This window comes from Sporolituus thermophilus DSM 23256 (assembly GCF_900102435.1).
Lineage (GTDB): Bacteria > Bacillota > Negativicutes > Sporomusales > Thermosinaceae > Thermosinus > Thermosinus thermophilus.
The window spans coordinates 64,292-90,194 of record NZ_FNBU01000005.1; the positions used below are offsets into that span (position 1 = coordinate 64,292).

The following is a 25,903-nucleotide window of genomic DNA, read 5'->3' on the forward strand; positions in this document are numbered from 1 at the left end:
TGGTAATATTTTCTGTGTCCTAGAGGGGAGTAGCTTACAAAGGCAGAGTCAACATACTGGCGGTAGTTTGCCTGGTTCTGCCATTGGCGTGTCCAATAAGCGAGACCTTTAGTATGACGCTTTTTTTGGTCATACTAAAAGTGTCTCGCTCTTTTATTTTATAAAGGGGAGGAGTTATAGTGACAGCGTTTTTAGCGTCTTTAGGTTTCGTTGTTCTGGCGGAAATGGGGGACAAAACGCAGCTTTTAGGGATGGCGTTTGCGACGCGGTACAGGTGGCAAACGGTTATGTGGGGTGTCCTTGTTGCCACTGTTTTAAACCATTTTTTCGCGGTGGTAGTTGGTAATTACATAACGCGCGTTATCCCCCTCCATTATGTCCAGATTGCCGCTGCAGCATCGTTTATTATCTTCGGTTTGTGGACCATCCGGGGCGACGAACTGGGGGATGAAGCGAACGGTAGCCGATTTAATCCCTTTTGGACGGTTACAATTGCCTTTTTCATTGCGGAAATGGGTGATAAAACTCAGTTGGCCACGGTGGCCTTAGCCGCGCAATTTAAGGAAATTATTCCCGTGTGGCTAGGTACGACGGTAGGCATGATGATTGCCAATGCGATCGGTATCATTGTAGGGATCGTCATGGGGCGGAAAATCCCTGAGCGAGCCGTAAAATGGTTTGCTGCTCTGGTTTTTATCTTCTTTGGCTTAGTGGGGTTATACCAGGCGCTGCCGCGTCACCTTCTATCACCGTCGGTCATTATTACCGTCGTCGCCATCATTCTTGTTCTTGTTTATGTAGTGGCGAAGTGGGAAAACAATGGCAAAATGCCGCACCAGCAAGAATAAAATGCGGGTCATTAATTTTTTTTGTCGAGTTATTAAAAAGTTAAATATAGCAAATGGAAAAATACGTTGACTTGCCAAAGAAAGGCTATTAAAATGAGAATGACCACCCCTACCGTAGGGGGGTGGGAAAGGAGCTGGGAACAGTGAGTGTAATAAATATAATCAGCCAAGAGGAATTTGAGGAAAAAGTACTTAAAGCTGACAAACCGGTACTTGTTGATTTCTGGGCGCCGTGGTGCGGACCTTGTAAGATGGTAGGGCCTGAAGTGGAGGCTGTCGCCGAAATTTTTGCCGGGCGGGCTTATGTGGTCAAAGTAAATGTTGATGACCAACCCAGTCTGGCAAATGCCTACCGGGTTATGGGGGTACCGACAATGCTGGTTATTAAAAACGGTCAAGAGATTAACCGGATAGTTGGGTATCGGCCACGGCAGGAACTTAGCGCCGCTCTGGAAAATGCATTGTAAAAAGCGACTCCCGGGATACTCGGGAGTTTCTTATTGGTTGGAGTTCGCAAACTATTCGTAAAAATCGCCCTTTAGCTTGGCCGTTTGTTCCTTACTGGTCACGGACAGGCATGCTCTTATCTGTAAAATATAGTTGTCTTAAAATTGCGTTTTTGTAATAATGTATTTAGGAAAGGGGGATGCCGAATGTTTAATTTTAGCATGTCGGAGCTTGTTGTTATTTTGATTATTGCTCTGGTCGTTTTTGGACCGTCCAAACTGCCGGAAATTGGTCGGGCTTTTGGTAAGAGCATCAAAGAATTCAAGGCCGCTACCAGCGATGTAAAGGAAGAAGTACAGAAAGCTGTATCGCTCGATACCCCTGCCAACAAAGAACAGAGCAAATGATTGGTATGCCGCTTTTCTGTTAAATATGAACGCGGAAGAGCGGCATTCTTATCTTTCCAGGAGGTAACAATATGGTGGCTCCCATCCAAATTAACCGGGAGTTGTGTTTGAATAATAATTACAAAAAAATGCAGTGTGATCTATGCCGGAAGATTTGCCCGGATGGCTGTATTAACGAAGATTTGGCGGTAGACAACAAATGTTGCACAGAGTGCGGGCTGTGTTTGGCTGTTTGCCCGTCCGAGGCCGTTATGGGAGAAAACTTTACTCCGCAGGCTTTATCAAAGCTGTTTGCTGATCCTTCGACACCCGTTGTTTTAAGTTGCCGGCGGCAAGACACGGAGAGTCCATGGCCTTGTCTTGGCTTTATCGATGCTCGGCTGCTTTTAGCTTTGACCGCCTGTGGTACGGGCGGCGAGCGGTGCGTATATGTCGACGACCGTGCTTGTGAGGACTGCAAAAAGGGGATACAAGCCCATCTGCAAAAAGCGTTGTCTCAGGCTAATGCTTTACTTGCTACTTACGGCATGCCGCCAGTGCAGGCAGGGACCGCAGTCGCTCACGTGCAGCCTAAAGCCAAGCCTATTTCACGGCGCGCCTTCTTTTCGGAACTGTTTGGCGCTACCGTTGAAGCGGTGCGCCAAGCGGTAATTGCCGGTCCAGCGTGTGCTGAACGACTGCCGCGTCAGGAAATGTTTAATAAATACATGACCCGTCAAGCTAGCGACATACCGTCACAGCAGGTTTTTCACAGTCTGACGGTCAGCGACGCTTGCCGCGGCTGCGGCTCATGCGCCAAGTTTTGCCCGAACAAAGCGATTACGATTCAGGACCAGGGCGGTGCTGCGATTGACATATATCATGACCCTATGGCGTGCACCGGCTGTTCCGTTTGTATTGTCCACTGTCCGCAACAAGCGCTCAGCCTGACATGGGCGACTAAACTGGCTAAACACAAAGTTGCCGTCACGTTATTGCCACGCTGTACATCCTGCGGCCAAATCTATCAGCCAATCGGCTCGCAGACGATGTGCTTGGAGTGTATGTTGAAAAAACGTAATCAAGTTTTATGGTAAAAAAAAAACGATTCTGCGCTTGTCCGGCATCGGACCGATTTGTTACAATGGGGGTAGGCAGTATCCTTGGCGAACTGCACTACTGGTTTTAAGAGGGATTAGTATGAACAGGACAACTAAAATTACGGTTTCCACCTTTCAGGCCATGAAGAATGCCCGTCAAAAAATTGCCATGCTTACGGCCTATGATTATTCTACGGCCAAGCTCTTCGATGAGGCAGGAATTCATGGCCTATTAGTTGGCGATTCCTTGGGGATGGTTATGCTCGGTTATGAGAATACCTTGCCTGTAACCATGGAGGACATGCTTCATCACACCAAGGCCGTTGTTCGCGGGGCCACCCAGGCATTAGTTGTTGCTGACATGCCGTTTCTTTCCTACCATGTCAGTACGGCTGAGGCGGTGGCCAATGCCGGGAGGCTGATCAAAGAAGGTGGGGCGCAAGCTGTGAAGTTGGAAGGAGGCGCCGCCATTGTCGACAAGGTTGCGGCCATTGTGCGGGCGGAAATTCCCGTCATGGGCCACCTTGGGCTGACACCGCAGTCTGTTCACAAGTTTGGCGGCTTCAAAGTCCAGGGGAAGACTAGCGATGCAGCCCGGCAAATTCTTGACGACGCGCTGCGCCTGGAGGAAGCGGGGGCGTTTGCCCTTGTCCTGGAATGTATTCCTGAGGCTGTTGCTCAACTGGTTAGCGAGCGATTAACTATTCCGACCATTGGCATTGGCGCTGGCGGCGGTTGTGATGGACAAATCCTTGTATACCAGGACATGCTAGGCATGTATGGGGCGTTTAAGCCGAAGTTTGTGAAACAGTATGCTTGTTTGGGCGAGCTGATGAAGGGGGCTGTCAGGCAATATATGGAGGAAGTGGCGCATGGGCGTTTTCCCGCACCCGAGAATACTTTCTCAGCCGATGCGTCAATTTTAGATAAACTGTATTAGGGTGTGCGCTTATCCCGGTCTTGAAGACCGGGACTTTTATTTTTTTGTACAAAAAGCATTTGCACTCAAAAGAATAGTCGTATGGAAAACCGAGTAACTAGGAGGAAAAATGGCTGGTTATTCACTGATTATTTTGGCTTTTACCGTTTCACTGCTGTCTACCGGATTTGGATTAAGCGGCGTATACTAAGACCAAACAGCAAGAAGTAGCCTTTCTGGCGGCGGGAGCCGGACTGGCCCATGCCGATTGCGGTAATTGTCACTCTATGCAGTAGATCTATTCCACGTGGTAGAGCGGGGCATGCCTGTTGGTATGCCCCGCTGTTTTTTGGTACAAGCATGGGAAGAAATAACATTTACCTATGGCTGTATAATTAAGTTTGCAGTTCATTGGAGGAATATTCCGTGCTAACATAAAAGTTAAGAACTTGCACACAAGAAAATTGCTTCTTTTGTTGGTTAACAAAATATGGGAGGGGTGTTATCGTGGACAAAAAGGACTCCTTATGGGACTTATTTCAACAGAAAAATTTGAGCCGGCGCACATTCCTAAAGACCTGTGTAGCCATTACCGGCATTTTGGGGCTGTCGCCAGCAATGGTGCCGGAAGTAGTGGCCGCGGCGGAAAAGAAGCCACTTGTGCCGGTAATCTGGCTGCACGGGCACGAGTGCACCGGATGTGACGAAGCATTTATCCGCTCGCAATCGCCGCTGGCGTCTGATGTTGTGCTGAACATGATCTCACTAGAATACAGCGATACTTTAGCGGCGGCTGCCGGTGAACCTTTTGAGCATCACTTGGCGGATATTATGAAAAGGTATGCCGGAAAGTACATATTGGCGGTAGAGGGGGCCGTCCCGCTGGCGGACGAAGGAATTCACTGCATGGTCGGCGGAAAAACCTTTTTAGCGGCTTTGAAAGAGGCGGCCAAAGGTGCCGCAGCCATCATTGAGTATGGCTCCTGCGCCGCCTGGGGTGGAATTCAGGCGGCAAAACCCAATCCGACCAAGTCGGTTTCCATTAGCGATGTACTGGGCAACAGCATTCCGATTGTGAAAGTGCCCGGCTGCCCGCCCATTCCGGAGGTTATGACCGGCGTAGTGATGCATTATGCCCTGTTCGGGCAACTCCCGCCGCTGGACAGCAAAGGGCGCCCAAAACAGTTTTATGGCAACCGCATCCATGATACCTGCTATCGCCGCCCGTTCTTCGATTCCGGCATGTTTGTCGAGAAATTTGACGACGCCGGCAGCAAGGCTGGCTGGTGCTTGTATAAAGTAGGCTGCCGCGGTCCGGAAGCTTATAACTCGTGCGGCAACTTGCGGTGGTGGAACGGACTGTCCTATCCCATTCAATCAGGACACGGCTGCATCGCCTGCGGCAACAATAATTTTTGGGATAATGGCCCGTTCTATGAGCGTTTGCCCAACATTCCCGTGCCCAATACCATTGCCAATGCCGACAAGGTGGGCATGGTAGCGGCCGGCGTTGCGGCAGCCGGGGTTACAGTCCATGGGCTCTTGTCCGCCGTCCAGAAGCGGAGCAGCCATAGTGACAATAGTGAGACAAGGAGGACACAAGCATGAAGCGAGTAGTTGTTGACCCCGTAACAAGGATCGAAGGCCACTTGCGCGTAGAACTTAAAATAGATGAGGCTTCCGGCAAAGTGGAGGATGCTCTTTCCAGCGGCACCGCCTGGCGGGGTATCGAACTGATTGTCCGGGATCGCGATCCCCGTGATGCCTGGGCCTTTGTGCAACGCATCTGCGGTGTTTGCACGACTGTCCATGCTCTCACATCACTACGGGCCGTAGAAGATGCTCTTGGTATAGAAATTCCTAAGAATGCCAACTATATTCGTAATATCATGGCCGCCACCCAGACGACGCAGGACCACCTGATCCATTTTTATCACCTCCACGCCTTGGACTGGGTAAGTCCCGTGGCGGCGCTCAAAGCCGACCCGGCCGCAACGGCGGCGCTTCAAAACGTAATCCTTGAAAAATACCGCCTAAATTTCAGCGGGCCGATGGATTTTGATTTCGACGCCTATCCGAAGGAGTTCCCCAAGGCGACGACGCTGTATTTTAAAGAAGTTCAAAATAAGGTGAAAAAGATTGTCGAAAGCGGTCAGCTTGGCATTTTTGCCGCTCATTGGTGGGACCACCCCGACTACGACACTTTGCCGCCGGAAGTGCACCTTTTGGCGGTAGCCCATTACCTTAATCTGCTGGATAAACAACGGGAATTGGTCGCTTCCCACGTCATTTTTGGCGGCAAAAACCCCCATCCGCACTACATCGTCGGCGGCATGCCCTGTTCGATTTCCATGAACGACATGAATGCTCCGATCAATACCGAGCGACTGGCGGTTGTTGACAATTCCATCAGTTTGGCATTGGCGGCGGTCAATTTCTTCTACCTGCCTGACTTGCTTGCTATCGGCCATATTTACGCCCAAAAAGGTTATGTTGACGGCGGCGGTCTGGCCAAAGAGCGCGTCCTTGGCTACGGTGATTTCCCTGATGAGCCTTATACCGGTATTACTAACGGCGATTTTCATAAAAAGTTATTGCTCCGCTGTAATGGTGTGGTGGAAAACTTTGCGGCCGGAGTGGAGGGGGCCAAGTTCCACAACCTGGAAGGTAAAGATTATGGTGATCCCAACATTCTTACCGAAGGGGTGGAACATTCTTGGTATACTTATCCCGATGCCGGTAAAGACTTACACCCGTGGGCGGGTGTTACCAATCCGCACTACACCGGCCCGAAAGAGGGAACCAAGACCAACTGGAAATACCTCGACGAAGCAGGAAAATATTCTTGGCTCAAGACGCCGAAATGGCGGGGCAAGACGGCGGAAGTGGGCCCCCTTGCCCGTTACATCATCATATATACCAAGGTTAAACAGGGCATCATAAAACCGACTTGGGCGGAACAGCTTGTCGTTGACCAAATTGACACCGTATCGAAAGTGCTTAACTTGCCGCCGGAAAAATGGATGCCGTCAACGCTCGGGCGTACTGCTGTCCGCGGCTTGGAGGCGCAACTTTACGCCTATATTAACAAATATTACTTTGATAAGCTAATCCGCAACCTTCGCGCTGGCGATACGGCGGTAGCCAACACGGCTAAATGGGAACCTTCCTCCTGGCCGAAAGAAGCCAAAGGTATCGGGCTGCATGAGGCGCCGCGTGGCGCTCTTGGCCACTGGGTCATCATTAAGGATGGCAAAATCGCCAATTACCAGGCAATAGTCCCGACTACCTGGAACGCCTGTCCGCGGGACAGTAAGGCCGGATACGGGGCGTATGAGGCCAGCATGATTGACACGAAGGTAAAGATTGCCGACAAACCACTGGAAATTTTGAAGGTAATCCACTCTTTCGACCCCTGCATCGCCTGCGCTACCCACCTTTATGATGCGGCGGGCAACCAATTGTCTGTAGTCCATACCGACGCCTACTGCCGGGTGTAAGGAGGGACGGTTGTGAAAGAGGGATCCGTAAAAGGGTATAAGATTTATAGCCCCTTTCTTCGTATCTTTCACTGGGTAATGGCCGGCTCCATCGCCGTTTTATTTACAACCGGCTTATATATCGGCAACCCGGCGTTCAGCGGCTACCAAGGGACAGATGCCACTTTCGCCGTTAATTACATCTTTTCCATGGAGACGATCCGGTTTTTCCATTTCAGTGCAGCTTATCTCCTGGTTGCGGCTTTGATTTTACGCCTATATGGCTTTGCCATTAACAAGGGCGACAGGCTATTGCCTAAATTTTGGACGAAACTCTATTGGGAAGGTTTGGTAAACACGTTTCTCCATTATATCTTCCTCCGTCCGCATCACCGGCCGTGCTTGCGCAACTCTCTGGCTCGCACTGCCTACTTGGTAGTTTATGTTCTTATTCTTCTCGAAATCGTCACCGGCTTTGCCATGTATTTCATGATTAACCCCAATGGCTTGGGGGCGAAACTTTTCGGCCCGTTCAATCATTTGTTCATAGACGAATATGTAGTTCATCTTATCCACCACTATGTTGCCTGGGCCATTGCTCTCTTCGTGATCGTTCATGTGTATATGGCCGTCCGAGCGGATGTGATGGAAGAATGCGGCGAAATATCAAGCATGATTACCGGTACAAAATTTTTCGCCGAAGAACCAATCGATTTAGGAGATATTGCGGATGAAACAAGTCACCGTGTTGGGCATAGGGAACATACTATTACAGGATGAAGGATTTGGCGTGAGAGCGGTGGAAGAACTGCTCCGGCGCTACACCTTTCCGCCTTATGTGCAGGTTCTTGATGGCGGTACTTTAGGCATGGAACTTTTGCGCTTTTTAACCGGCACCGACAAACTCATCATCATCGATGCCGTAAAGGGCGACGGCCCGCCCGGCACGTTGTACGAATTTAAGAATCAGGCCGTAAAAAGTTATTTTAAGGAAAAAGTATCCATGCACGAACTGGGGATCCAGGATGTACTGGCTACCCTTGAAATTCTCGGCCAACCTATAATGGAAATAACGGTGTTTGGTGTTCAGCCGGATTTATTGGACATTGGCCTGGAACTGTCCCCGCTGGCGGCGGCGGTGATAGACCCCGTGGTTGCCCGGGTAGTCCGGCAGCTTGAGTCTTGGCAGGTGGAGGTAATGAAAAATGATGCAACAATCTAGCGTTTCAGCACATGCGCGGGCCGTTTTGGCTGAAATTGCTGCCGCACTTGAACGCTTTGCCAGTACCGGCGAGACGTATACTTTATTCGTTAATAAAATGGGCTTGACGCAGGCCGACAGGGAAGCTATTCATGCCTTTCTCGGCCAGGGAACAGCCAAAGTACTGCTTAACGATACGGCTGAACCGGCCGAATGGCTGGAAACCGGCATTGCCGGCGTTTGGTACGGCGTTTTCTACGACGCAAACCGCAGGCCGGCCGTAGAGACGATTGAGATTAGTGATTTTCCCCGGATAGCGGCCGCCCAGCCGGAAGATATTGCCGTAAAAAGCGCCGAATTGCGGCAGCGGCTGACCGAACTATGATTCAGGTAACTGACAAGGCCCGCGATTATATCTTACAGAAAGGAGGCGCCGTCCATGTTTTCGAGGTGCGGCGCGCTTCCCTCTGCTGAGGCCGAATTAATCTTGGCCCGTCCGTGCGACTGGGCCTGCCAAAAAACCGTGCCGATTATGAAAAACAGGTTATTAACGGTGTAGATGTCTATATTCCTAAAGGATTTTCCTGTCCTTTTGCGCTTACCATCGAGGTAGGCAGTTTCTTTGGCTTTAGAACACTTCATATTGACGGCTGGAAACTAATTTAAAACACCGGGCTGACCCGGTGTTTTTTTGTGGTGGGGAGTTTGAAAAAATTTCGTCATGTTGCTGTATTTTTTTTCCAGAGCAGGAAGGAACTGGCCAATGTTTGTCGAATTGAATTTACATATCACGCACAGGGAGGATACGTGGATGCAAAGGGAAAAGATCAAAGTGGCGATAGCGGACGATAACCGCGAGTTTTCGGAAATTATGCAAGAGTATCTTAGCCAGCAACCGGACATTGATTTGGTAGGCGTAGCCTACAACGGCGAACAGATTTTGTCCATCATCGAGGAAAAGAACCCCGAGGTGGTCATTCTTGATATAATAATGCCTCACCTGGACGGTATTGGCGTGCTCGAACGTATCGGCCAATCAGGCGTCAAGCGGCCCAAATTTATCATGTTAACTGCTTTCGGCCAGGAAAGTATCACCCAGCGCGTTGTCGAATTGGGGGCCGATTACTATATTCTTAAACCTTTCAACATGGATGTACTGGTCAGCCGCATCCGCCAGCTGGCTAACATGGTAACCACGCAGAGGCCGGTCGTCGCCCCGGCAATAAAAGCGCGCCCCATCGATATAGAAGTAACTAATATCATCCGGGAAATTGGCATTCCGGCTCATATTAAAGGTTATCAGTATTTGCGCGACGCAATTATGATGATTATTAACGAAATGGAGCTGCTTGGCGCGGTCACGAAAGTGCTGTACCCGATGATTGCCTCCAAATATTCTACCACCCCCAGCCGCGTGGAGCGTGCCATCCGCCATGCCATTGAGGTAGCCTGGAACCGCGGCAATATGGAAATGATTAATAAATTGTTTGGTTATACCATTAAATTGGAAAAAGGTAAGCCCACTAATTCCGAGTTTATGGCCATGATTGCCGATAAACTTAGAATGGAAATGCGGGCCTAACAAAAAGCCACCGTGCGCGGTGGCTTTTTTGTTGTTAGCAATTCTTATCAAGGAAGATAAAAAGGGAAGGATTTTTTTCCGCAAAAGGGAATAAACTATTAGCTCGACAAGGGAGGGAACACTGTGAAGCACCAATATAAGATTTTGGCAATTAATCCTGGATCGACTTCGACCAAAATTGCCGTCTATGCCGATGAAACGTGCCTTTTTGAAGAAACTATCCGGCACAGCGCGGAAGAACTTGCGCCGTTTGCGCGTATCAATGACCAGTATGAATTCCGGCGCCAGCTTGTCGAAAAGGCTTTGACTGCACACAACGTCAAAATAGAAGAACTTAGCGCCGTTGTGGGGCGGGGCGGGCCGTTAAAACCCATCCCGAGCGGTACATATATCGTAAACGACACAATGTGCGAAGACCTGCGTACCGGTGTCCAGGCCGAACACGCATCTAATCTTGGCGGTCTTATCGCCCGCGGCATTGCTGACCAGGCCGGGATTCCCGCCTTTATCGTTGACCCGGTAAGCGTAGACGAATTTGAGCCATTGGCGAGAATTACCGGCATACCGGAAATTCAGCGCCGCAGCCTGTTCCACGCGCTTAATCTCAAAGCCGTTGCTCACCGCGTGGCTTGTGACCTGGGGCGCGATTATCATTCCTTAAATCTTATTATGGTGCATTTAGGCGGCGGCATTTCGGTTGGCATCCAACAGGGTGGTCGGATGATTGACGTGGCCAATCCTAACGAAACAGGGCCTTTTTCGCCGGAACGGGCTGGCGCCGTACCTACCGGTGACTTGGTGAAAATGTGCTATTCCGGCAAATACACGCTTGAGCAAATGAAGAAAAAACTTGTCGGATCGGGCGGTCTGGTAGCCCATTTGGGCACCAATGACGGGCGTGAGATTGAACGACGCATCAATGCTGGCGACAAGTATGCCGCTTTAGTGTATGAAGCCATGGCCTACCAGGTCGCAAAAGAAATCGGCGCTATGGCTACAGTAGTGAGCGGCAAGGTCGATGCCATCGTTCTTACCGGCGGATTGGCTCACTCGAAATTGTTAACCGGCTGGATTAGCGACCGCGTCAGGTTTATCGCTGACGTGCTGATTTATCCGGGCGAAGACGAGCTTAAAGCCCTGGTCGAGGGAGCGTTACGCGTGCTGCGCGGTGAGGAAGAAGCCAAGATTTACCGATGACGGAGGATTACGATGAATAATACTGACGAACTGGTCGGCTCGTCCCGTATTAAGATTTTTGTCGGCGAATTTGGCAGCGGCAAGACTGAATTAGCCGTAAACTACGCCTTGGCCCTTCGGCGCTGCGGTTTTCCTACGGCAATTGTCGACTTAGACTTGGTAAAACCGTACTTTCGGACAAGAGAAAACAGAGATGTTCTCGAAGCACAGGACGTCCTGGTCGTGGCGCCGGAAAAACGGCTGTCCCATGCTGATTTACCGGTTTTGCCCCATGAATTGGCGCGTGTTCTTGAAACCGACGATTATCAGGTCGTTATCGACGTGGGGGGCGGTGATTCAGCGATTGTATTGGGACAGGTTCACCGTCAGCTGGCCCACGGTTGCTACCAGGCGATGATGGTGATAAATACCTGTCGGCCGTTCACCAGCACTGCCGCAGGTATTGTCAGTACCCTGCGCCGCCTGGAACAAGTAGCACGGCTAAAAATCAGCGGATTGGTCAGTAACACCAATCTGGCCGAGGACACCACCGAGCAGCATGTGCGGGAAGGACTGGCCATTGTCGAGCAGGCAGCCCGGGAACTGGACCTGCCAATAAACTGGGTGGTAGTTCCGGAGTGGTTGAAACCGGAAAGTTACGGTTATCCCGTATTTGTGCTCAGACGTTTTACGCATTATCCATGGATGGAATAACGAGCAATAAAACCGTGGGTTTGCCACGGTTTTATTGCCAATTGCGGCGGGTCGGTGCGCTCTCGTTTTTGCCCGGAGCGACGCCTGCCTTACCGGAAAAATTATACCAGGAGGTTCTCATGCAATCGCTAGAAGAACAGCTTTTAAAGTCTACACGAGTCTTTGAAGGAAAAATAATTCGGCTGCGCGTCGATACGGTGCGTCTTCCTGACGGTCGCCAAGCGACGCGGGAAGTGGTTGAACACCCAGGGGCAGTAGCCGTTGTACCGATTCTCGGCGACGGACGGATTGCTCTGGTAAGACAGTACCGGCATGCGACAAGGCAGCTTATGCTGGAAATTCCTGCCGGTAAGCTGGATAAGGGCGAGGATCCTGACGTCTGCGCCGCCCGGGAGCTTGAGGAAGAAACAGGGTTTATCAGCCGCTCCCTCCGTAAGGTAGCGACGGTATATACTACTCCCGGTTTTACCGATGAAATTATGCATCTCTATGTGGCCCAACAACTTGAACCTTCGGTGCAGCGGCCTGATGAAGACGAATTTATTCAACTTGAATATTTTACCAGGGATGAACTTCGCGCGGCTCTTCAGCAGGGCGCGATCAACGATGCCAAGACGATGCTTGGCCTATTGTTGGCGGGGATTTGACAATGCATGAATATTTTGCCGACCTGCACATCCATGTTGGAAGAAACGAAGCGGGAAAATGGGTCAAAATTCCTACCTCCAAGAATCTTACTGTTCGTAATATCTTGGAGGAAGCGTCGACGCGCAAAGGCATGGACATCGTCGGTCTTGTTGATGCCTTATCGCCTTTGGTGCTGAGCGACTTGGAACAATTGAAGGCTGAAGGCCTGCTGACGCCGCTCGGCGGTGGCGGATATCGTTATCGGGACTTGACCGTTCTGCTTGGCGCCGAAATTGAAACCGTCGAAGCTGAAGGCAACCTGGCCCATACGCTCATCTATTTGCCTGACCTTGCAGTAATGCAACGGTTTTCGGAGGTAATGTCCCGATACATTCGCAACATCCACATCAGTTCGCAGAATGCCCACATGCCGCTTGCCCGTCTGGTAGAAATTGCCGCTTCTTTTGAAGCGGTTATTATTCCCGCCCATGTCTTTACTCCTTACAAAAGCCTGTACGGTTCCTGCGCCGACCGTCTTTCACACCTGCTTCCGGAACGGTTGATGGCCAAAATTTCGGCCATCGAGCTCGGATTGAGTGCCGACACATACATGGCCGATCGTATCGACGAACTGGCCCCGTTTACTTTTGTGACCAATTCCGACGCCCATTCACTAGTTAAAATTGCCCGCGAATATAATGTTTTGCGTCTCCAAGCGCCTACTTGGCAGGAATGTCTGTTTGCCCTTGCCCGCCGTGACGGACGGGCGGTTACGGGCAATTACGGGTTAAATCCGCTTCTTGGCAAGTACCACCGCAGCCTTTGCTCTGTTTGCGGCCATCTTGACCTGGGCGGGGAATTTATTGTTCACGGCGCTTGTCCGCACTGCGGCAGCATTAAAATTATTAAAGGCGTTTTTGAGCGCATCGACGAGATTGCTGCTTATCCAGCGCCGCAGCATCCGGCGCACCGGCCGCCGTATCACTACCAGATCCCGCTGGAGTTTGTGCCGGGATTGGGCCGGAAGCTGCTGGAAAAATTGTTGGACCGGTTCGGGTCGGAAATGCGCATCCTCCATAAGGCATCGTTGGCCGAGCTTGCGGCTGTTGTTGGGGAAAGGCTTGCCTTAGAAATTGACAAGGCCCGCACCGGTCAGACGACTATTGTTGCCGGTGGCGGCGGTTATTACGGAAAACTGGTCAAAGATTAATGGGACAAATATGGTCTAAAACGTTTTAGGCAGGCATACATTGTAGCAGGCAGTTGTCAGGGAGGAAGGGCGCGCATGACAAGTCATATAAGGCAGAACTTGGGTGAGTATCTGCGGGCAAACATTGTAGCATATTTTTTTGTTACCCTTATCTTTGTCATTGGGGTGGTTATAGGCGCCTTAGCCGTCAAAACACTGCCGGAAGAACAAAAAACGGAGCTGCTTGGCTATTTACGGATTTTTTTTCAAGGGTTGAGCCGAGGAACTGAAGGAATTCAAGAGCAGGGCCTGCTATACAGCGTGATGCTTAACAATGCCAAAACAATCGGCTTAATATGGCTTCTTAGCTTTACCGTCATCGGTATTCCTTTTGTGTTGTTCATAATCTTTACCCGCGGCTTTGTTATCGGCTTTGCCGTCGGCTTTTTAGTAAACGAATACGTGGTGCAGGGATTGCTATTCGCCCTTGTTTCCGTTTTGCCCCACAATTTCTTTGCCGTTCCGGCTGTTGTTGTAACGGGAGTCTCGGCCGTTTCTTTTTCCTTAGCCCTTGTGCGGCGCCGGCGGCACAGCCGGGGAGGAAGCCTTTTTTACCAGGCCATGGGGCATACGGTGCTGTGCGCCGCCATGCTTGTCTTAATGCTGATCGCTAGTCTTACCGAGATATATATATCGCCAGTTTTTATGAAACTGGTGGTAAGTGTATTAGTGAAAGATTAGTCATTTACCCGGATGGTAAAAATATCCATCCGGTTTTTTAGTTACACACTGTCAATATTATGAATAAACTTAGGGTACAGTGAATAAGTATGATATTAAGTTAAGATTGAAGGTGGTGAGAGACTATGGCAATTATTTATTCGCTACAGTTAAAGAGCGTTGTAAGACGCAGTAAAGTGTGGCTTAAGGTGGCTTTGTTGGCTCTCATTATCTTCTACATTATTCCGAAACTGTTTGTGCTAATCTGGGATGGCAGCAATTCCGTGCCTAAAGGACCTGACCGACCTTTTCTGGAAAAACCTCTCCGTGTCCAAGTCCTAAGTTTACCGCAAAGGAACGACAGTTGACAAAAAAAATCAAAAAACTGACTGGTTTTCGACAGGAAAAGAAAGGAAAAATAATAGGTTGCGTGGAATACAACCAAAGTTATTGTGGGCTTGACCTTTAGAAATCTGGGGGAAAAAGGGTGGTAATATGGATAGCTATGTGGACGAATTTATTAACTATCTTGCCGTTGAGCGCGGTTTAGCGCAGAATACTCTTGAATCATACGGCCGGGATTTGCGCCAGTTTCAGCTGTTTTTGCAGAACGACAAGCTGGATATAATTAAAGATTCCAACCGCAATACCATCCTCAATTATTTAAATAATCTCCAGAGCAAAGGAAGGGCTGTTTCGACCATTTCTCGCAATCTTGCCGCTATCAAGTCTTTTTACCAGTACTTGGTGAGGGAGCGCTACATAGATAAAGATCCGGCCGCCAATTTAGAGTCGCCTAAATTAGAGAAAAAATTGCCCAAAATTCTTTCCATTGCCGAAGTGGAAGAACTGTTAAAGCAGCCCAATTCTTTTCTGCCGACAGGCCTTCGGGATAAGGCAATGCTAGAGCTCTTATACGCTACGGGTATTCGTGTTTCGGAGCTCATTTCACTAAATATTTCCGACGTAAATCTAGATATGGGCTATATTAAATGTTACGGCAAAGGCGCCAAGGAGCGCATCGTGCCGCTAGGATCAATCGCCGCCAAGTGCGTCCAGGAGTATATCGCCAAAGGCCGGCCGAAATTGGTCCGCACCTATGAGGAACCGGCCCTGTTTGTTAATCATCACGGCAACCGGCTAACGCGGCAGGGGTTCTGGAAAATAATCAAAAAATACGCTCAGGAAGCCAATATTACTAAAGAGATTACGCCCCATACCCTTCGTCATTCTTTTGCCACGCATTTGTTGGAAAATGGCGCCGACCTGCGTTCAGTGCAGGAAATGCTTGGGCATGCCGATATTTCCACCACCCAAATTTACACCCATGTTACGAAAAACCGTCTAAAAGAAGTGTATGACAAAGCTCATCCCCGCGCATAATAAATTGACCTGAATTTATTCGATATATAAAATATAAATTTCGATATATAAAGGAGAATACAAAAATTGTTTGCCAGAATTATTATTATCGTAATGGACAGCGTCGGCATCGGCGCTTTGCCTGACGCCGCCAACTATGGCGACACTGGCGCCAATACACTGGCCAATATTGCCCGCTCGCAAGGCGGGCTTTTTTTACCTGTTTTGGAAAGTTTGGGGTTAGGCTGCATCGCGCCTATCGACGGGGTGAGAAGCGATATTGAACCCCGCGGTGCTTTCGGCAAGATGGCGGAGGTTTCGAAAGGAAAGGATACGACGTCAGGCCATTGGGAATTAGCCGGCTGTCCTGTTTATGAGCCTTTTCCCGTTTATCCGGATGGTTTTCCGCGGGAAGTGATCGAAAAATTCAGTAACCTTACCGGACGGTGCGTGCTGGGGAACAAAGCTGCTTCCGGTACCGCCATTATTCAGGAACTGGGCGCCGAGCATATGCGCACTGGATGCCCGATTGTTTATACTTCCGCCGACAGTGTTTTTCAAATCGCCGCCCACGAAGAAATCATCCCCCTGGAAGAATTGTACCGTTTATGCCGCATTGCCCGCGAAGCGGTATGCGTAGGGCCCCATGCCGTAGGCAGAGTGATTGCTCGGCCGTTTGTCGGCCGCCCAGGCAGTTTTATTCGGACCGCAAACCGGCATGATTACAGTTTGCCGCCATTCCGTGACACGGTGCTCGACTTCTTGGTTCGTGCTGGGTATAGCGTAACCGGGGTGGGAAAAATCGCCGATATTTTTGCCCAGCGGGGCATCACCCGTTCCTTTCTCACCAAGTCTAACGATGATGGCATGGAAACACTTATTAAGTTAGTAGCGGCGCAAGCGGAAAAAGGCGTTATAATGGTCAATTTGGTAGATTTTGACAGCCTTTACGGCCACCGGCGCGATCCTGCCGGTTATGCCCGCGCTCTGGAGAAGTTTGACCGCCGGCTCGGCGTGTTGCTGGAGTCCCTTCAGAGTGATGATTTGCTTATTATTACGGCTGACCATGGATGCGACCCTACCTTCAGCGGCAGTGATCACACGCGCGAATATGTTCCCCTGATTGTTTATCATCGCCGCATTCGGGGCCATAGTCTTGGGACACGGCAAAGTTTTGCCGATGTGGCGGCTACCATTGCTGACAACTTTTCCCTTCCGGCGCCGTTTGGCGTCAGTTTTTTGGCAGAGGTGAAGTATGGATGCGCGTCTTAAACATTATTGCTGCTAAACGAAATGGAGAGGCTCTGACTGCGGAGGCGATTGCCGCCCTGGTAAAAGGGTTCACGGATGATACCATTCCTGACTATCAGATGGCCGCTTTTTTAATGGCTGTCTTTTTTCGCGGCATGACCGCGGAGGAAACGGCCGCTTTGACTATGGCCATGGCCGCTTCCGGCAAGATTTTAGACCTAAGCGGCATCGACGGGGTTAAAGTGGATAAGCACAGTACCGGTGGTGTGGCCGATACGACAACATTGGTTGTGGCACCGCTTGTTGCCGCCGCCGGCGTACCGGTGGCCAAAATGTCCGGCCGCGGTCTCGGTTTTACGGGCGGCACTATTGACAAGCTGGAGGCCATTCCGGGATTTCGCACCCAGCTTAGTGAGGCGGAATTTATCGGTAATCTTAAGTATCATCAGATCGCAGTGACCAGGCAAACAGATGATATTGCTCCGGCCGATGGCAAAATTTATGCGCTGCGCGACGCCACGGCAACGGTAGAAAGCATACCCCTCATTGCCTCTTCCATCATGAGCAAAAAAATCGCTGTCGGTGCCGATAAAATTCTGCTCGACGTAAAGGTAGGCAAGGGGGCGTTTATGAAAACGCTCAATGATGCAATCGAGTTGGCGAAAACAATGGTAGTAATTGGACAGCGGGTGGGACGGGAAACGATTGCCATCCTGACGTCCATGGACCAGCCGCTAGGGCGGGCGGTAGGGAATAGTCCGGAAGTGGCTGAAGCGATTGATATCCTGGCCGGGCGCAAGCGGGGACGTTTATACGAGGTCTGCCTTACTTTGGCAACCCAAATGCTGTTATTGGGCCAGGCGGCAGACAGTGCCGCTGCGGCGAGGGAAAAGCTGGAGCGTCTGTTGGCCGACGGCGCAGCACTGGCCAAGTTTCAAGAATTTATTGCTGCTCAGGGGGGAGATCCGGCCGTTGTTTTCCGACCGGATCTGTTACCGGCCGCTCAGTTTAAGATAACGGTCGCAAGCCAGCGCCGCGGATATGTGCAGAGCATTGATCCCGTCCGCATCGGCAATGCTGCTATGTTGCTGGGGGCTGGCCGGGAAAAGAAGGGTGACGTTATCGACTTTGCCGTAGGCCTGACTATGCAAGTGGAAGTGGGAGACTTTGTCGAGCAAGGACAGCCTCTGGCCGTCATTCATGCTAATGATCCACGTAAAGCAGAGCAGGCGCAAAAAGACGTATTGGCAGCCATTTCTCTGGGAGACGGCAAAGTTCCACCGCCACCGTTGCTACTAGGCATCGTCGATCAGCAAGGATATCACAAAATGTCATAATCCATTGTCATGCCGGCAATGCTGCCGGCTTTCATGTTCTTTTTTCCAGTGTAAGTCTTGAGCATGCTGGACAACCTAAAATAAAAACGAAAGGAGTGTTAACCGTTATGAGCCGGCTACGCCTTATTGCAGTGATGACTCTGGTATGCTTTATGTTTCTCAGGTTAATAACATCTTTGCCAATTGCTTGGGCAGCGCCGGTCAGGACGCCAACCCAGCTGGAAACAACGGCGCAATCGGCAATACTGATGGACGCTAACGGCGCCGTTTTGTGGGAAAAAGAGCCCCATAAGCGATTGCCGCCGGCCAGCGTTACCAAAGTGATGACACTGCTTTTAGCTGTGGAAGCGGTCGAGCAAGGGAGAATCAAGCCGACCGACTTAGTTTATACTAGTGAACATGCGTGGCGGCAGGGCGGCTCGCAGATTTGGCTGGAGCCCGGAGAAGCTATGACCGTTCAAGAAATGATGATCGCTGTAGCAGTGGTAAGCGCCAATGACGCCGCCGTCGCGTTAATGGAACATATTTATGGAAGTGAACAGGCTGCTGTCGAAGCCATGAATAAACGCGCCGCCAGTCTCGGCCTGCAAAACACTCATTTTGCTAATGTGAATGGACTTCCTGCACAGGATCATTATATGAGCGCCTATGACACCGCCTTGCTTGTCAAAGAAGCAGTACGTCATCCTTTATATATGGAGCTCTGCGGTATTAAAGAATATTGGTTGCGGGACGGGAAAAACTGGTTAGTCAATACGAATAAACTGCTTTGGTGGTATAAAGGCGCTGACGGATTGAAAACTGGCTGGACGGAAGAAGCCAAATATTGTTTTGCCGGGACGGCCAAACGGGATGGCCTGCGTCTCATTGCCGTCGTATTTGCTACGCCGGAGCCGCGTTCCCATCTCCGTGAGAGCATGAAACTTATGGATTGGGGCTTCGCCAACTTTGCTGCAGTGCCTGTTGCCGAAAAAGGAGCGGTCGTAGGGCGGATCAAAGTGAATAAAGGAACGGAACGGGAAGTGCAGCTTGTGGTCGCCAATGACTTGACCCTGGTAGTTCCCAAAGGACAAAACAAAAATCTGCAGAAAAAAGTCGTAGCTGAACCGCAGGTCAACGCTCCTATTATCCAAGGGCAAAAATACGGTGAACTAATTGCACTTTGCGACGGCAAAGAAATAGGGAAGGTAGAACTTGTTGCGGAAAAAACAGTAGAAAAGGCCGGTTTCTTTAAAATTTTCCATAATATGCTGACAAATTTCTTTAATATTAATCGATAGCAAATTTGTGGCGAGGATATTTCCTCGTTTTCTTTTTTTTACAAGCGAATTTTATGCCGCTTTTTTATGTTTTTGTGCAGGAAGAATTTTCCTGAAGAAGAATATACATAACAATCCAAAGATGGGAGGGAAACCGCGTTGGTCATCACAACGGCAGTGAAACAGGGATTTTTAATTGTCCGTATTAGCGGAGAATTGGACATGCATGTGGCTGACGAGTTTCGTCGGCAAGTGGACAATGCCCTTGATGCAACAGGCTTAAAAAACATTCTTCTGAGCTTTGAAAATGTTACTTTTATTGATAGTTCTGGTCTCGGCGTTATTTTGGGCCGTTACAAGCGCATAAGCGCCAGTGGCGGCAAAATGTTGGCTGCTTGTCTTCAGCCGCAGGTAGCTAAGATTTTCGAGCTCGCCGGGTTATTGAACATTATCAGGACGTATGACTCCGAGACCGAAGCTTTGGAATGTGCTTGAGGAGGACACCATGACTGCCAAAAACCGCATTTTTATGTCCTTCACCAGCAACAGTGAAAATGTTGGTATTGCCAGGGTGGCGGCCGCTGCCTTCGCCGCGCAAATGGATTTGACGCTAAATGAAATCGAAGAAATAAAAGTGGCTGTTTCGGAAGCGGTATCAAACTCGGTCATTCACGGCTATGGCAATGATAATAAGGGCATCATTGAGTTAACCATGATGTTATACGAGGATCGACTGGAGTATATCATTGTCGACCATGGGAAAGGTATCGCCGATATTGCCCAGGCGCGCCAGCCGTCATACTCAAGTGATCCGGAGCGGATGGGGCTAGGTTTTGTTTTCATGGAATCGTTTATGGATGAGCTGATTGTTGAATCGCAGGTAGGGGTGGGCACTACCGTTAAAATGGTTAAAAAAATTCAAACCGGCGGGACGCATTAAGTGAGGCGGCACTATGCTGGAAGATGCGGAATTGAAAGAATGGATCAAACGGGCGCAAGCTGGCGATAAGCAGGCCAAGGAATATATTCTGGAGCATAATGTCAACCTGGTGCGCAGTATCGTTCACCGTTTCCTTAACCGCGGCTATGAATGGGATGATTTGTTTCAGATCGGCTGTATTGGCTTAATGAAGGCTATCGAGCGCTTTGATTTAAATTTTAGTGTAAAGTTTTCTACCTACGCCGTACCCATGATTATTGGTGAAATCCGCCGTTTTATCCGCGACGATAACCCCATCAAAGTTAGCCGGCCGGTTAAGGAACTGGCCTACCGCGTATACCGCACGCAGGAACGACTGCAAGGCATGTTAGGTCGTGAACCTACCATTCACGAAGTTGCCAAAGAGTTAGCTCTCGCCCCACAGGAAATCGTGTCGGCATTGGAAGCAAGCCAGCCGCCCGCTTCGCTGTTTGAGCAGGCATATCATGATGATGGCGACCCGATAAGCAGGCTAGATCAGATTGCGCAATGCGATGGGCAGGACAACACTTATTTTGAAAAATTGGCCCTGCGCGAAGTCCTATCCCGCCTGCCGCCCAAAGAACGCTATGTTATTCATCTGCGTTTTTTTGAGGATAAGACGCAGGCGGAAATTGCCAACATGATTGGTCTATCACAAGTTCAGGTTTCGCGTATTGAAAAACAAGCTCTAAGATTGATCCGGGACTTAATGCAGACTTCGTGATTTCACGGAGCCTGTATTTTTTTTGTTGCCGACAGGGACATAATAAATGTAGAGGTGAGATTATGAACGGCAAAAAACTGTTTATGCTGACTTTTGCCATTTTTTTAATTCTTGCCGGTAGCGCCGCCGCATGGTTTTTTTTCTGGCATGACCTACCGAAAAAGACGCCGCTGCGCGCTAAACAGGTAATGCTTTTTCATCTTGAACAACCGCAGGTGCCGTGTTTTCCCGGTCGGCCCGATTGCTAGGTTGTGCCAGGCATAAAGGCTTATAGCAAGGCGCAGACTATAATTGAAACAATTACAAATAATAAGGAGGCAGTAGAAATGGGCGTTGTAAAAGTCATTGAACTCGTAGGCACCTCTCGTCATAACTGGACGGACGCAGTTGATAACGCTGTTATGGAAGCCAGCAAAACCATCGATGATATCCTTGGAGTGGAAGTCACAAACTTTACGGCGAATATTGACAATGGCCGTATTTCGGAGTACAAAGCCGACGTCAAAATCGCCTTCCATGTTCACCATTGATAAAAATTTTGCCGCAAGAGTGCCTACTTGGCACTCTTGCTTGTTTATGCATTATTCAAAGTTACTGTGGTCAAAATAACAACGGAGGTGAAATTATGCCTGAAAGCGGCGCGCAAGGCGACAAACAGGCTCAACAGCAATACCAGGAAAAATATAATCAGGTTAAACCTAAACCCCCTATATTAAAAAACATCGTATGGGCCTTTATTGTCGGTGGACTGATCTGCACCCTCGGGCAGTTCATTCAAAACTATTTTGTCAGCGTTGGTTTTACGAAAAAAGAAGCCGCAGGACCTACTGCCGTCGTCTTGGTATTTTTAAGCGCTTTTTTTACGGCGCTAGGCGTATACGACGAACTGGGGCGGCGGGCGGGCGCCGGCTCAATTGTTCCGATTACGGGGTTTGCTAACTCAGTAGTGGCGCCAGCCATGGAGTTTAAACGGGAAGGTTTTGTATTTGGTGTAGGCGCCAAAATGTTTATCATCGCAGGGCCAGTGCTAGTGTACGGCATGCTTACATCCTTTATCATCGGCTTTATATACTGGTTGGCAAAGTAGGAGATTACGGGAGATCGAAAAGGGAGGCAATTTTTATTGCAAGCATATTTTATGGCCTTTCTTATTGGCGGCTTGATTTGCGTGGTTGGGCAACTGTTAATGGATTTAACGCCCCTCACCCCCGCCCATGTCCTTGTTTTATTCGTTGTCATCGGCGGAGTTTTGAGCGGAATGGGTTTATACCAACCTTTGGTTGATTTAGCTGGCGCCGGGGCGACGGTACCGCTCCCCGGATTTGGCCACGCTCTTGTTTCCGGAACGATTGAAGATATAAATAAGTATGGATTTTGGGGCATTTTTAGCGGCTCATTACGTGCCACCGCTTCCGGTATCATGGCTGCGACAACGTTCGGGCTGTTTGCGGCGCTGCTATTTAACCCTAAAGGATAAGTGACTATGCTAGCGATTGACTTCATCGGACTTACAGTTACCGTCTGTTTGGTTGGACTCCGTTACCCTCATTATGTGGCAGTGGCTGCCCTGATTCACGACTTTGGTCGTGTTGTAATGACGCTTTTTTTTCATGGGCAAATTGAGTTGCTGGTTGCGGCCGGCGCTTTTAGCACTACTACCGTCAGTAATCTAGGCAGCGACCTAAAACTGGCGCTGGTAATTTTTGGCGGGCCATTGGCCAATTATATCGTTAGTGCTACCGTTGGCGGCGTGGAATTTGAACGCACTGCCGCGCTGGTTAGTCCGTTTGCTGTTTTGACCCATCCATTCGCCGTAATAAATTTACGGTTAGCAATAATATCCTGCCTAGTTAATATATGGCAATTTGTATAGCTGCGGGGGGAGGAACATGCGACCGAAACTTAGACGGATGGCACGACCAAATCAGAAACAGGACAATGAGTACGGTCAGGACTCACGCATTATTACAAACCAATACAGCATAAACGCTGAAAGGGCCGCCCCGAACGGGGCTGCGCAAGGAGCAGGGATAGCAATGCAACAAGATGCAATGACAAGTCAGGCAATTTTAGTTTTACTGCAAAAAATCAGCAGTCAACTGGATAACCTACAGCAAACACAGGGAGGGCAAGGCGGCCAACAGTCTGGTGGCGCCGCATTGCCCTCAGGCGGGCAAAAGGAAGCAGCCAATCCGCAGCAAGAGGCCATTGTCACCCAGCAGCTAGAAAATTTATTTAGCCAAATATTGCAAAATAAACCTAACCCCACCGGTTTGCAAGGGCGCCAGCAAGGACAACAGGAACAACAAGGTGGCCTGCGAAAGACACAGAGCGGCGAAAACAAAGTTTCGTCGGTGGCCGTGCAAACGGCGGCCCAGGTGCTTGCCCAGGCGCAGTACGAGCTTTCAAACGAACTCGAAGCCAGTCTGAAAAAATTAAAACAAGTAATTAACGAAAGCGAGAAAATCGCTAATAAAATTAGTAACTTGTTGGGTGAAGAAAATAAAGGGCAACAGTCGAGGTGAATAGGTTGGGAAAAATAAGAGTCATATTGGTTACCGACGGTGACCGCTGTGCCCAGCACGTTGTAGAGAGCATTGCCGGTGAGCTGGGCTTACGCTGCATCTCCGCATCTGCCGGTAATCCCACGCCAATTTCCGGAGAGGAAATTGTTCGTCTCATCAAACAGGTGCCGTATGATCCGGTACTAGTTATGTTTGATGACCGGGGGCGGCGTGACAAAGGCCAGGGCGAACAGGCCATGGAATATGTGGCCAATCATCCGGACATCGAGGTGCTGGGAGCGGTGGCCGTTGCTTCCAATACGACAGGAATTAATGGTGTGGAAGCTGATGCCTGTATTAGCGGTAATGGTGAGGTTGTGGAAGCTTCGGTTAATAAATATGGTGAAGTTACGGAAGGAGATAAACCGGTAATTAACGGTGACACCGTTGACGTGCTTAATGAAGTGGAGGTTCCGGTAATCATCGGTATTGGCGATATTGGTAAGATGGATAAAGCCGACAGTGTCAGTCGCGGTGCCCCTATTACACGCAAGGCCATTGAAGAGATTTTGAAACGGAGTGGCGTTTCCTATGGCAGAAAAACCTAAAATCGCAAAAGACATTGACAGCAATATAAATTATCTAAAAGAGCTGCTTGGTGTCGGCGAATGTTTCGACGTGATTTTCCGGGAGTACAAATTTGGCCGAAGACGGGGAGCGTCTTTTTCCATCAACGCTATGGTGAATGACGTGGTAATGGCTGATGTACTGGAACATATGATGGCTCAGGGTCAAGAGGAATTATCGATGAACGTCCTGCAAAAGCTTTTTTATTCCCGCTTGACCCATTCTCAGGTCAAATTGGTTGACAATATGAACGACGCCATTACCAGTGTGCTCTCGGGAGAAATGCTCTTTTTCCTGGACGGCGAGGACCAGGTCATGGTGGTCGACGCCCGGTCTTACCCGGCAAGAATGCCGTCTGAATCCAACATTGAAAAGGTTACACGGGGTTCCCGCGATTCTTTTGTCGAAACGTTGGTTTTTAATACGGCGCTTATACGCCGCCGGCTCCGTGACCCAAACTTGCGGTTTGAAATCGTCAAGGTAGGTACTCGCTCCCAGACTGACGTCGCCATAGCTTACATAAAGGATATAACTAACTCGGAATTAGTTGAAACGGTAAAGCAACGTCTTAATGAAATCAATATTGATGGCGTGCCAATGGCGGAAAAGGCAATCGAGGAATATATCGCCGCGGGCAGTAAATGGAACATCCTGCCTAAGGTTCGCTATACCGAGCGCCCGGACGTGGCCGCCGTGCACCTTTTGGAAGGCCATGTCTGCGTCATTGTTGATACATCGCCTAACGTAATGATCCTGCCGACTACCTTTTGGCATCATGTGCAGCATGTAGAAGAATTCCGTCAGAACATTATCGTCGGTTCTTTTCTCCGCTTCGTGCGGATGGGCGCAATCTTGTTTTCGCTGATTTTACCGCCTTTATGGTTGGCATTGGTGCTGCAACGCCATTTACTGCCCGAGACGCTTACATTTTTAGGGCCGCGCGATCCAGGGATTATTCCGTTAGGGCTGCAATTTATTCTTGCCGAACTTGGTATTGAAATGGTTCGCATGGCAACGGTGCATGTGCCGGCGGCGCAGTCGACGGCCTTAGGTTTTATTGGCGCCTTCATGTTAGGGGAATTTGCTACCAAGGTAGGGTTATTTGGGAATGAAACAATATTTTATATTGCGGTGGCGACGGTGGGGACATTTGCCACGCCCAGCGTGGAACTGGCGCTGGCTATCCGCACCTTTCGGTTAGCACTAACGGCTTTAGTGCTGTTTTTTAAACTTCCCGGTCTGCTTTTAGGCCTGCTAGGCCTGTTGTTTATCCTTGTTTTTACAAAGTCATTCGGTATACCTTATCTCTGGCCGGCTATTCCTTTAAATGTCGCTGCCCTGAAAGATGTTATCTTCCGGCTCCCCATTCCTAACAAGGTTCTTCGTCCGGCGGTACTTAAACCACAGGATAAAGACCGGCTAGAGGGCAGTACAAATAAAGGTCCGCAAAGAAAGAAAAAGGAAAAGTAAACAAAATCCCCACCGGTTTA

The 25,903-nt window shown here is 49.6% G+C and carries 32 protein-coding genes; all 32 read left to right on the plus strand.

The features are described from left to right. The first annotated feature begins 179 nt into the window (after positions 1–179). The 32 genes from BLQ99_RS04540 (at position 180) to BLQ99_RS04695 (ending at position 25,883) form a co-directional block, all read left to right on the plus strand. Complete coding sequence (locus BLQ99_RS04540) at positions 180–848, plus strand: TMEM165/GDT1 family protein (RefSeq protein ID WP_093688568.1); 669 nt, start codon at positions 180–182, stop codon at positions 846–848. Positions 849–991: 143 nt separating this feature from the next. Then, the gene (trxA, locus tag BLQ99_RS04545) at positions 992–1,315 is read left to right on the plus strand and encodes a thioredoxin (RefSeq protein WP_093688570.1); all 324 of its coding nucleotides are present in this window, start codon (positions 992–994) and stop codon (positions 1,313–1,315) included. Positions 1,316–1,501: 186 nt separating this feature from the next. Further along, a complete protein-coding gene (locus BLQ99_RS04550) occupies positions 1,502–1,702 on the plus strand; it encodes a Sec-independent protein translocase subunit TatA/TatB (RefSeq protein WP_093688572.1) in 201 nt (66 codons plus the stop codon). Between the two features lie 71 nt (positions 1,703–1,773). Then, positions 1,774–2,778: a 4Fe-4S dicluster domain-containing protein gene (locus tag BLQ99_RS04555; protein ID WP_093688574.1), complete on the plus strand. Its 1,005-nt coding sequence runs from the start codon at positions 1,774–1,776 to the stop codon at positions 2,776–2,778. A gap of 103 nt (positions 2,779–2,881) precedes the next feature. Next, on the plus strand, positions 2,882–3,721 hold the full coding sequence (gene panB, locus BLQ99_RS04560; RefSeq protein WP_093688576.1) for a 3-methyl-2-oxobutanoate hydroxymethyltransferase: 840 nt from the start codon (positions 2,882–2,884) through the stop codon (positions 3,719–3,721). Between the two features lie 486 nt (positions 3,722–4,207). After that, positions 4,208–5,308, plus strand: coding sequence for a hydrogenase small subunit (locus BLQ99_RS04565; RefSeq protein ID WP_093688578.1), 1,101 nt, complete (start codon positions 4,208–4,210; stop codon positions 5,306–5,308). Continuing rightward, the gene (locus BLQ99_RS04570) at positions 5,305–7,200 is read left to right on the plus strand and encodes a nickel-dependent hydrogenase large subunit (RefSeq protein ID WP_093688580.1); all 1,896 of its coding nucleotides are present in this window, start codon (positions 5,305–5,307) and stop codon (positions 7,198–7,200) included. Before BLQ99_RS04565 ends, BLQ99_RS04570 begins: the two co-directional genes overlap by 4 nt. 12 nt (positions 7,201–7,212) lie before the next feature. After that, entirely contained in the window at positions 7,213–7,959 is a 747-nt protein-coding gene (gene cybH / locus BLQ99_RS04575; protein ID WP_093688582.1) for a Ni/Fe-hydrogenase, b-type cytochrome subunit, read from the plus strand. After that, the gene (locus BLQ99_RS04580; RefSeq protein WP_093688584.1) at positions 7,910–8,401 is read left to right on the plus strand and encodes a HyaD/HybD family hydrogenase maturation endopeptidase; all 492 of its coding nucleotides are present in this window, start codon (positions 7,910–7,912) and stop codon (positions 8,399–8,401) included. Before cybH ends, BLQ99_RS04580 begins: the two co-directional genes overlap by 50 nt. Beyond that, entirely contained in the window at positions 8,385–8,765 is a 381-nt protein-coding gene (locus tag BLQ99_RS04585; RefSeq protein WP_093688586.1) for a hydrogenase expression/formation C-terminal domain-containing protein, read from the plus strand. Before BLQ99_RS04580 ends, BLQ99_RS04585 begins: the two co-directional genes overlap by 17 nt. A gap of 95 nt (positions 8,766–8,860) precedes the next feature. Then, positions 8,861–9,046: a CC/Se motif family (seleno)protein gene (locus tag BLQ99_RS15410; RefSeq protein ID WP_425440872.1), complete on the plus strand. Its 186-nt coding sequence runs from the start codon at positions 8,861–8,863 to the stop codon at positions 9,044–9,046. Positions 9,047–9,191: 145 nt separating this feature from the next. Beyond that, positions 9,192–9,962, plus strand: a complete 771-nt coding sequence (gene spo0A, locus BLQ99_RS04590) for a sporulation transcription factor Spo0A (protein ID WP_093688588.1) — start codon at positions 9,192–9,194, stop codon at positions 9,960–9,962. Positions 9,963–10,085: 123 nt separating this feature from the next. Further along, complete coding sequence (gene buk, locus BLQ99_RS04595) at positions 10,086–11,159, plus strand: butyrate kinase (protein ID WP_093688590.1); 1,074 nt, start codon at positions 10,086–10,088, stop codon at positions 11,157–11,159. Positions 11,160–11,171: 12 nt separating this feature from the next. After that, positions 11,172–11,852 (plus strand): tyrosine-protein kinase family protein, encoded by a 681-nt coding sequence (locus tag BLQ99_RS04600; protein ID WP_093688592.1) that lies wholly within the window; start codon positions 11,172–11,174, stop codon positions 11,850–11,852. A 119-nt stretch (positions 11,853–11,971) separates the two neighbouring features. Beyond that, positions 11,972–12,499: an NUDIX hydrolase gene (locus BLQ99_RS04605; RefSeq protein WP_093688594.1), complete on the plus strand. Its 528-nt coding sequence runs from the start codon at positions 11,972–11,974 to the stop codon at positions 12,497–12,499. A gap of 2 nt (positions 12,500–12,501) precedes the next feature. After that, a complete protein-coding gene (locus BLQ99_RS04610; protein WP_093688596.1) occupies positions 12,502–13,689 on the plus strand; it encodes an endonuclease Q family protein in 1,188 nt (395 codons plus the stop codon). 75 nt (positions 13,690–13,764) lie between these two features. Beyond that, positions 13,765–14,409, plus strand: a complete 645-nt coding sequence (gene spoIIM, locus BLQ99_RS04615; protein WP_093688598.1) for a stage II sporulation protein M — start codon at positions 13,765–13,767, stop codon at positions 14,407–14,409. Positions 14,410–14,883: 474 nt separating this feature from the next. Beyond that, positions 14,884–15,771, plus strand: coding sequence for a site-specific tyrosine recombinase XerD (gene xerD / locus BLQ99_RS04625; RefSeq protein ID WP_093688602.1), 888 nt, complete (start codon positions 14,884–14,886; stop codon positions 15,769–15,771). Between the two features lie 66 nt (positions 15,772–15,837). Beyond that, positions 15,838–17,022 (plus strand): phosphopentomutase, encoded by a 1,185-nt coding sequence (locus tag BLQ99_RS04630; protein WP_171904594.1) that lies wholly within the window; start codon positions 15,838–15,840, stop codon positions 17,020–17,022. After that, positions 17,010–18,338 carry a pyrimidine-nucleoside phosphorylase gene (locus BLQ99_RS04635; protein WP_093688606.1) on the plus strand — a complete coding sequence of 443 codons (1,329 nt, stop codon included), beginning with the start codon at positions 17,010–17,012 and terminating at the stop codon, positions 18,336–18,338. The genes BLQ99_RS04630 and BLQ99_RS04635 overlap by 13 nt, the downstream gene beginning before the upstream one ends. 107 nt (positions 18,339–18,445) lie before the next feature. Beyond that, positions 18,446–19,618 carry a D-alanyl-D-alanine carboxypeptidase family protein gene (locus BLQ99_RS04640; RefSeq protein ID WP_093688608.1) on the plus strand — a complete coding sequence of 391 codons (1,173 nt, stop codon included), beginning with the start codon at positions 18,446–18,448 and terminating at the stop codon, positions 19,616–19,618. Between the two features lie 138 nt (positions 19,619–19,756). Continuing rightward, on the plus strand, positions 19,757–20,092 hold the full coding sequence (gene spoIIAA / locus BLQ99_RS04645) for an anti-sigma F factor antagonist (RefSeq protein WP_093688610.1): 336 nt from the start codon (positions 19,757–19,759) through the stop codon (positions 20,090–20,092). A 10-nt stretch (positions 20,093–20,102) separates the two neighbouring features. Continuing rightward, positions 20,103–20,537 (plus strand): anti-sigma F factor, encoded by a 435-nt coding sequence (gene spoIIAB, locus BLQ99_RS04650; RefSeq protein ID WP_093688612.1) that lies wholly within the window; start codon positions 20,103–20,105, stop codon positions 20,535–20,537. A 13-nt stretch (positions 20,538–20,550) separates the two neighbouring features. Next, positions 20,551–21,282, plus strand: a complete 732-nt coding sequence (gene sigF / locus BLQ99_RS04655) for an RNA polymerase sporulation sigma factor SigF (RefSeq protein ID WP_093688614.1) — start codon at positions 20,551–20,553, stop codon at positions 21,280–21,282. Positions 21,283–21,344: 62 nt separating this feature from the next. Beyond that, positions 21,345–21,530 (plus strand): hypothetical protein, encoded by a 186-nt coding sequence (locus tag BLQ99_RS04660; RefSeq protein ID WP_093688616.1) that lies wholly within the window; start codon positions 21,345–21,347, stop codon positions 21,528–21,530. 78 nt (positions 21,531–21,608) lie between these two features. Continuing rightward, a complete protein-coding gene (locus tag BLQ99_RS04665; RefSeq protein ID WP_007290400.1) occupies positions 21,609–21,812 on the plus strand; it encodes a dodecin family protein in 204 nt (67 codons plus the stop codon). Positions 21,813–21,907: 95 nt separating this feature from the next. Further along, positions 21,908–22,369, plus strand: coding sequence for a stage V sporulation protein AC (spoVAC, locus tag BLQ99_RS04670; RefSeq protein WP_093688618.1), 462 nt, complete (start codon positions 21,908–21,910; stop codon positions 22,367–22,369). 36 nt (positions 22,370–22,405) lie between these two features. After that, positions 22,406–22,759, plus strand: coding sequence for a stage V sporulation protein AE (gene spoVAE / locus BLQ99_RS04675; RefSeq protein ID WP_342721891.1), 354 nt, complete (start codon positions 22,406–22,408; stop codon positions 22,757–22,759). A 6-nt stretch (positions 22,760–22,765) separates the two neighbouring features. Continuing rightward, positions 22,766–23,155: a hypothetical protein gene (locus BLQ99_RS04680; RefSeq protein ID WP_093688620.1), complete on the plus strand. Its 390-nt coding sequence runs from the start codon at positions 22,766–22,768 to the stop codon at positions 23,153–23,155. Positions 23,156–23,171: 16 nt separating this feature from the next. After that, positions 23,172–23,807 (plus strand): hypothetical protein, encoded by a 636-nt coding sequence (locus tag BLQ99_RS04685; protein WP_093688622.1) that lies wholly within the window; start codon positions 23,172–23,174, stop codon positions 23,805–23,807. After that, positions 23,804–24,394: a stage V sporulation protein SpoVABEA gene (gene spoVAEA, locus BLQ99_RS04690; RefSeq protein ID WP_093688624.1), complete on the plus strand. Its 591-nt coding sequence runs from the start codon at positions 23,804–23,806 to the stop codon at positions 24,392–24,394. The genes BLQ99_RS04685 and spoVAEA overlap by 4 nt, the downstream gene beginning before the upstream one ends. Continuing rightward, positions 24,378–25,883, plus strand: coding sequence for a spore germination protein (locus BLQ99_RS04695; protein WP_093688626.1), 1,506 nt, complete (start codon positions 24,378–24,380; stop codon positions 25,881–25,883). The genes spoVAEA and BLQ99_RS04695 overlap by 17 nt, the downstream gene beginning before the upstream one ends. The last annotated feature ends 20 nt before the right edge of the window (positions 25,884–25,903 follow it).

Bases quoted from the DNA above. Each gene is read 5' to 3' on its own strand.
- BLQ99_RS04550 (WP_093688572.1), top strand. From the start codon at position 1,502: ATGTTTAATTTTAGCATGTCGGAGCTTGTTGTTATTTTGATTATTGCT.
- BLQ99_RS04555 (WP_093688574.1), top strand. From the start codon at position 1,774: ATGGTGGCTCCCATCCAAATTAACCGGGAGTTGTGTTTGAATAATAAT.
- panB (WP_093688576.1), top strand. From the start codon at position 2,882: ATGAACAGGACAACTAAAATTACGGTTTCCACCTTTCAGGCCATGAAG.
- BLQ99_RS04570 (WP_093688580.1), top strand. From the start codon at position 5,305: ATGAAGCGAGTAGTTGTTGACCCCGTAACAAGGATCGAAGGCCACTTG.
- BLQ99_RS04580 (WP_093688584.1), top strand. From the start codon at position 7,910: ATGAAACAAGTCACCGTGTTGGGCATAGGGAACATACTATTACAGGAT.
- BLQ99_RS04585 (WP_093688586.1), top strand. From the start codon at position 8,385: ATGATGCAACAATCTAGCGTTTCAGCACATGCGCGGGCCGTTTTGGCT.
- spo0A (WP_093688588.1), top strand. From the start codon at position 9,192: ATGCAAAGGGAAAAGATCAAAGTGGCGATAGCGGACGATAACCGCGAG.
- BLQ99_RS04600 (WP_093688592.1), top strand. From the start codon at position 11,172: ATGAATAATACTGACGAACTGGTCGGCTCGTCCCGTATTAAGATTTTT.
- BLQ99_RS04605 (WP_093688594.1), top strand. From the start codon at position 11,972: ATGCAATCGCTAGAAGAACAGCTTTTAAAGTCTACACGAGTCTTTGAA.
- BLQ99_RS04610 (WP_093688596.1), top strand. From the start codon at position 12,502: ATGCATGAATATTTTGCCGACCTGCACATCCATGTTGGAAGAAACGAA.
- spoIIM (WP_093688598.1), top strand. From the start codon at position 13,765: ATGACAAGTCATATAAGGCAGAACTTGGGTGAGTATCTGCGGGCAAAC.
- xerD (WP_093688602.1), top strand. From the start codon at position 14,884: ATGGATAGCTATGTGGACGAATTTATTAACTATCTTGCCGTTGAGCGC.
- BLQ99_RS04635 (WP_093688606.1), top strand. From the start codon at position 17,010: ATGCGCGTCTTAAACATTATTGCTGCTAAACGAAATGGAGAGGCTCTG.
- BLQ99_RS04640 (WP_093688608.1), top strand. From the start codon at position 18,446: ATGAGCCGGCTACGCCTTATTGCAGTGATGACTCTGGTATGCTTTATG.
- spoIIAB (WP_093688612.1), top strand. From the start codon at position 20,103: ATGACTGCCAAAAACCGCATTTTTATGTCCTTCACCAGCAACAGTGAA.
- sigF (WP_093688614.1), top strand. From the start codon at position 20,551: ATGCTGGAAGATGCGGAATTGAAAGAATGGATCAAACGGGCGCAAGCT.
- BLQ99_RS04660 (WP_093688616.1), top strand. From the start codon at position 21,345: ATGAACGGCAAAAAACTGTTTATGCTGACTTTTGCCATTTTTTTAATT.
- BLQ99_RS04665 (WP_007290400.1), top strand. From the start codon at position 21,609: ATGGGCGTTGTAAAAGTCATTGAACTCGTAGGCACCTCTCGTCATAAC.
- spoVAC (WP_093688618.1), top strand. From the start codon at position 21,908: ATGCCTGAAAGCGGCGCGCAAGGCGACAAACAGGCTCAACAGCAATAC.
- BLQ99_RS04680 (WP_093688620.1), top strand. From the start codon at position 22,766: ATGCTAGCGATTGACTTCATCGGACTTACAGTTACCGTCTGTTTGGTT.
- BLQ99_RS04685 (WP_093688622.1), top strand. From the start codon at position 23,172: ATGCGACCGAAACTTAGACGGATGGCACGACCAAATCAGAAACAGGAC.
- BLQ99_RS04695 (WP_093688626.1), top strand. From the start codon at position 24,378: ATGGCAGAAAAACCTAAAATCGCAAAAGACATTGACAGCAATATAAAT.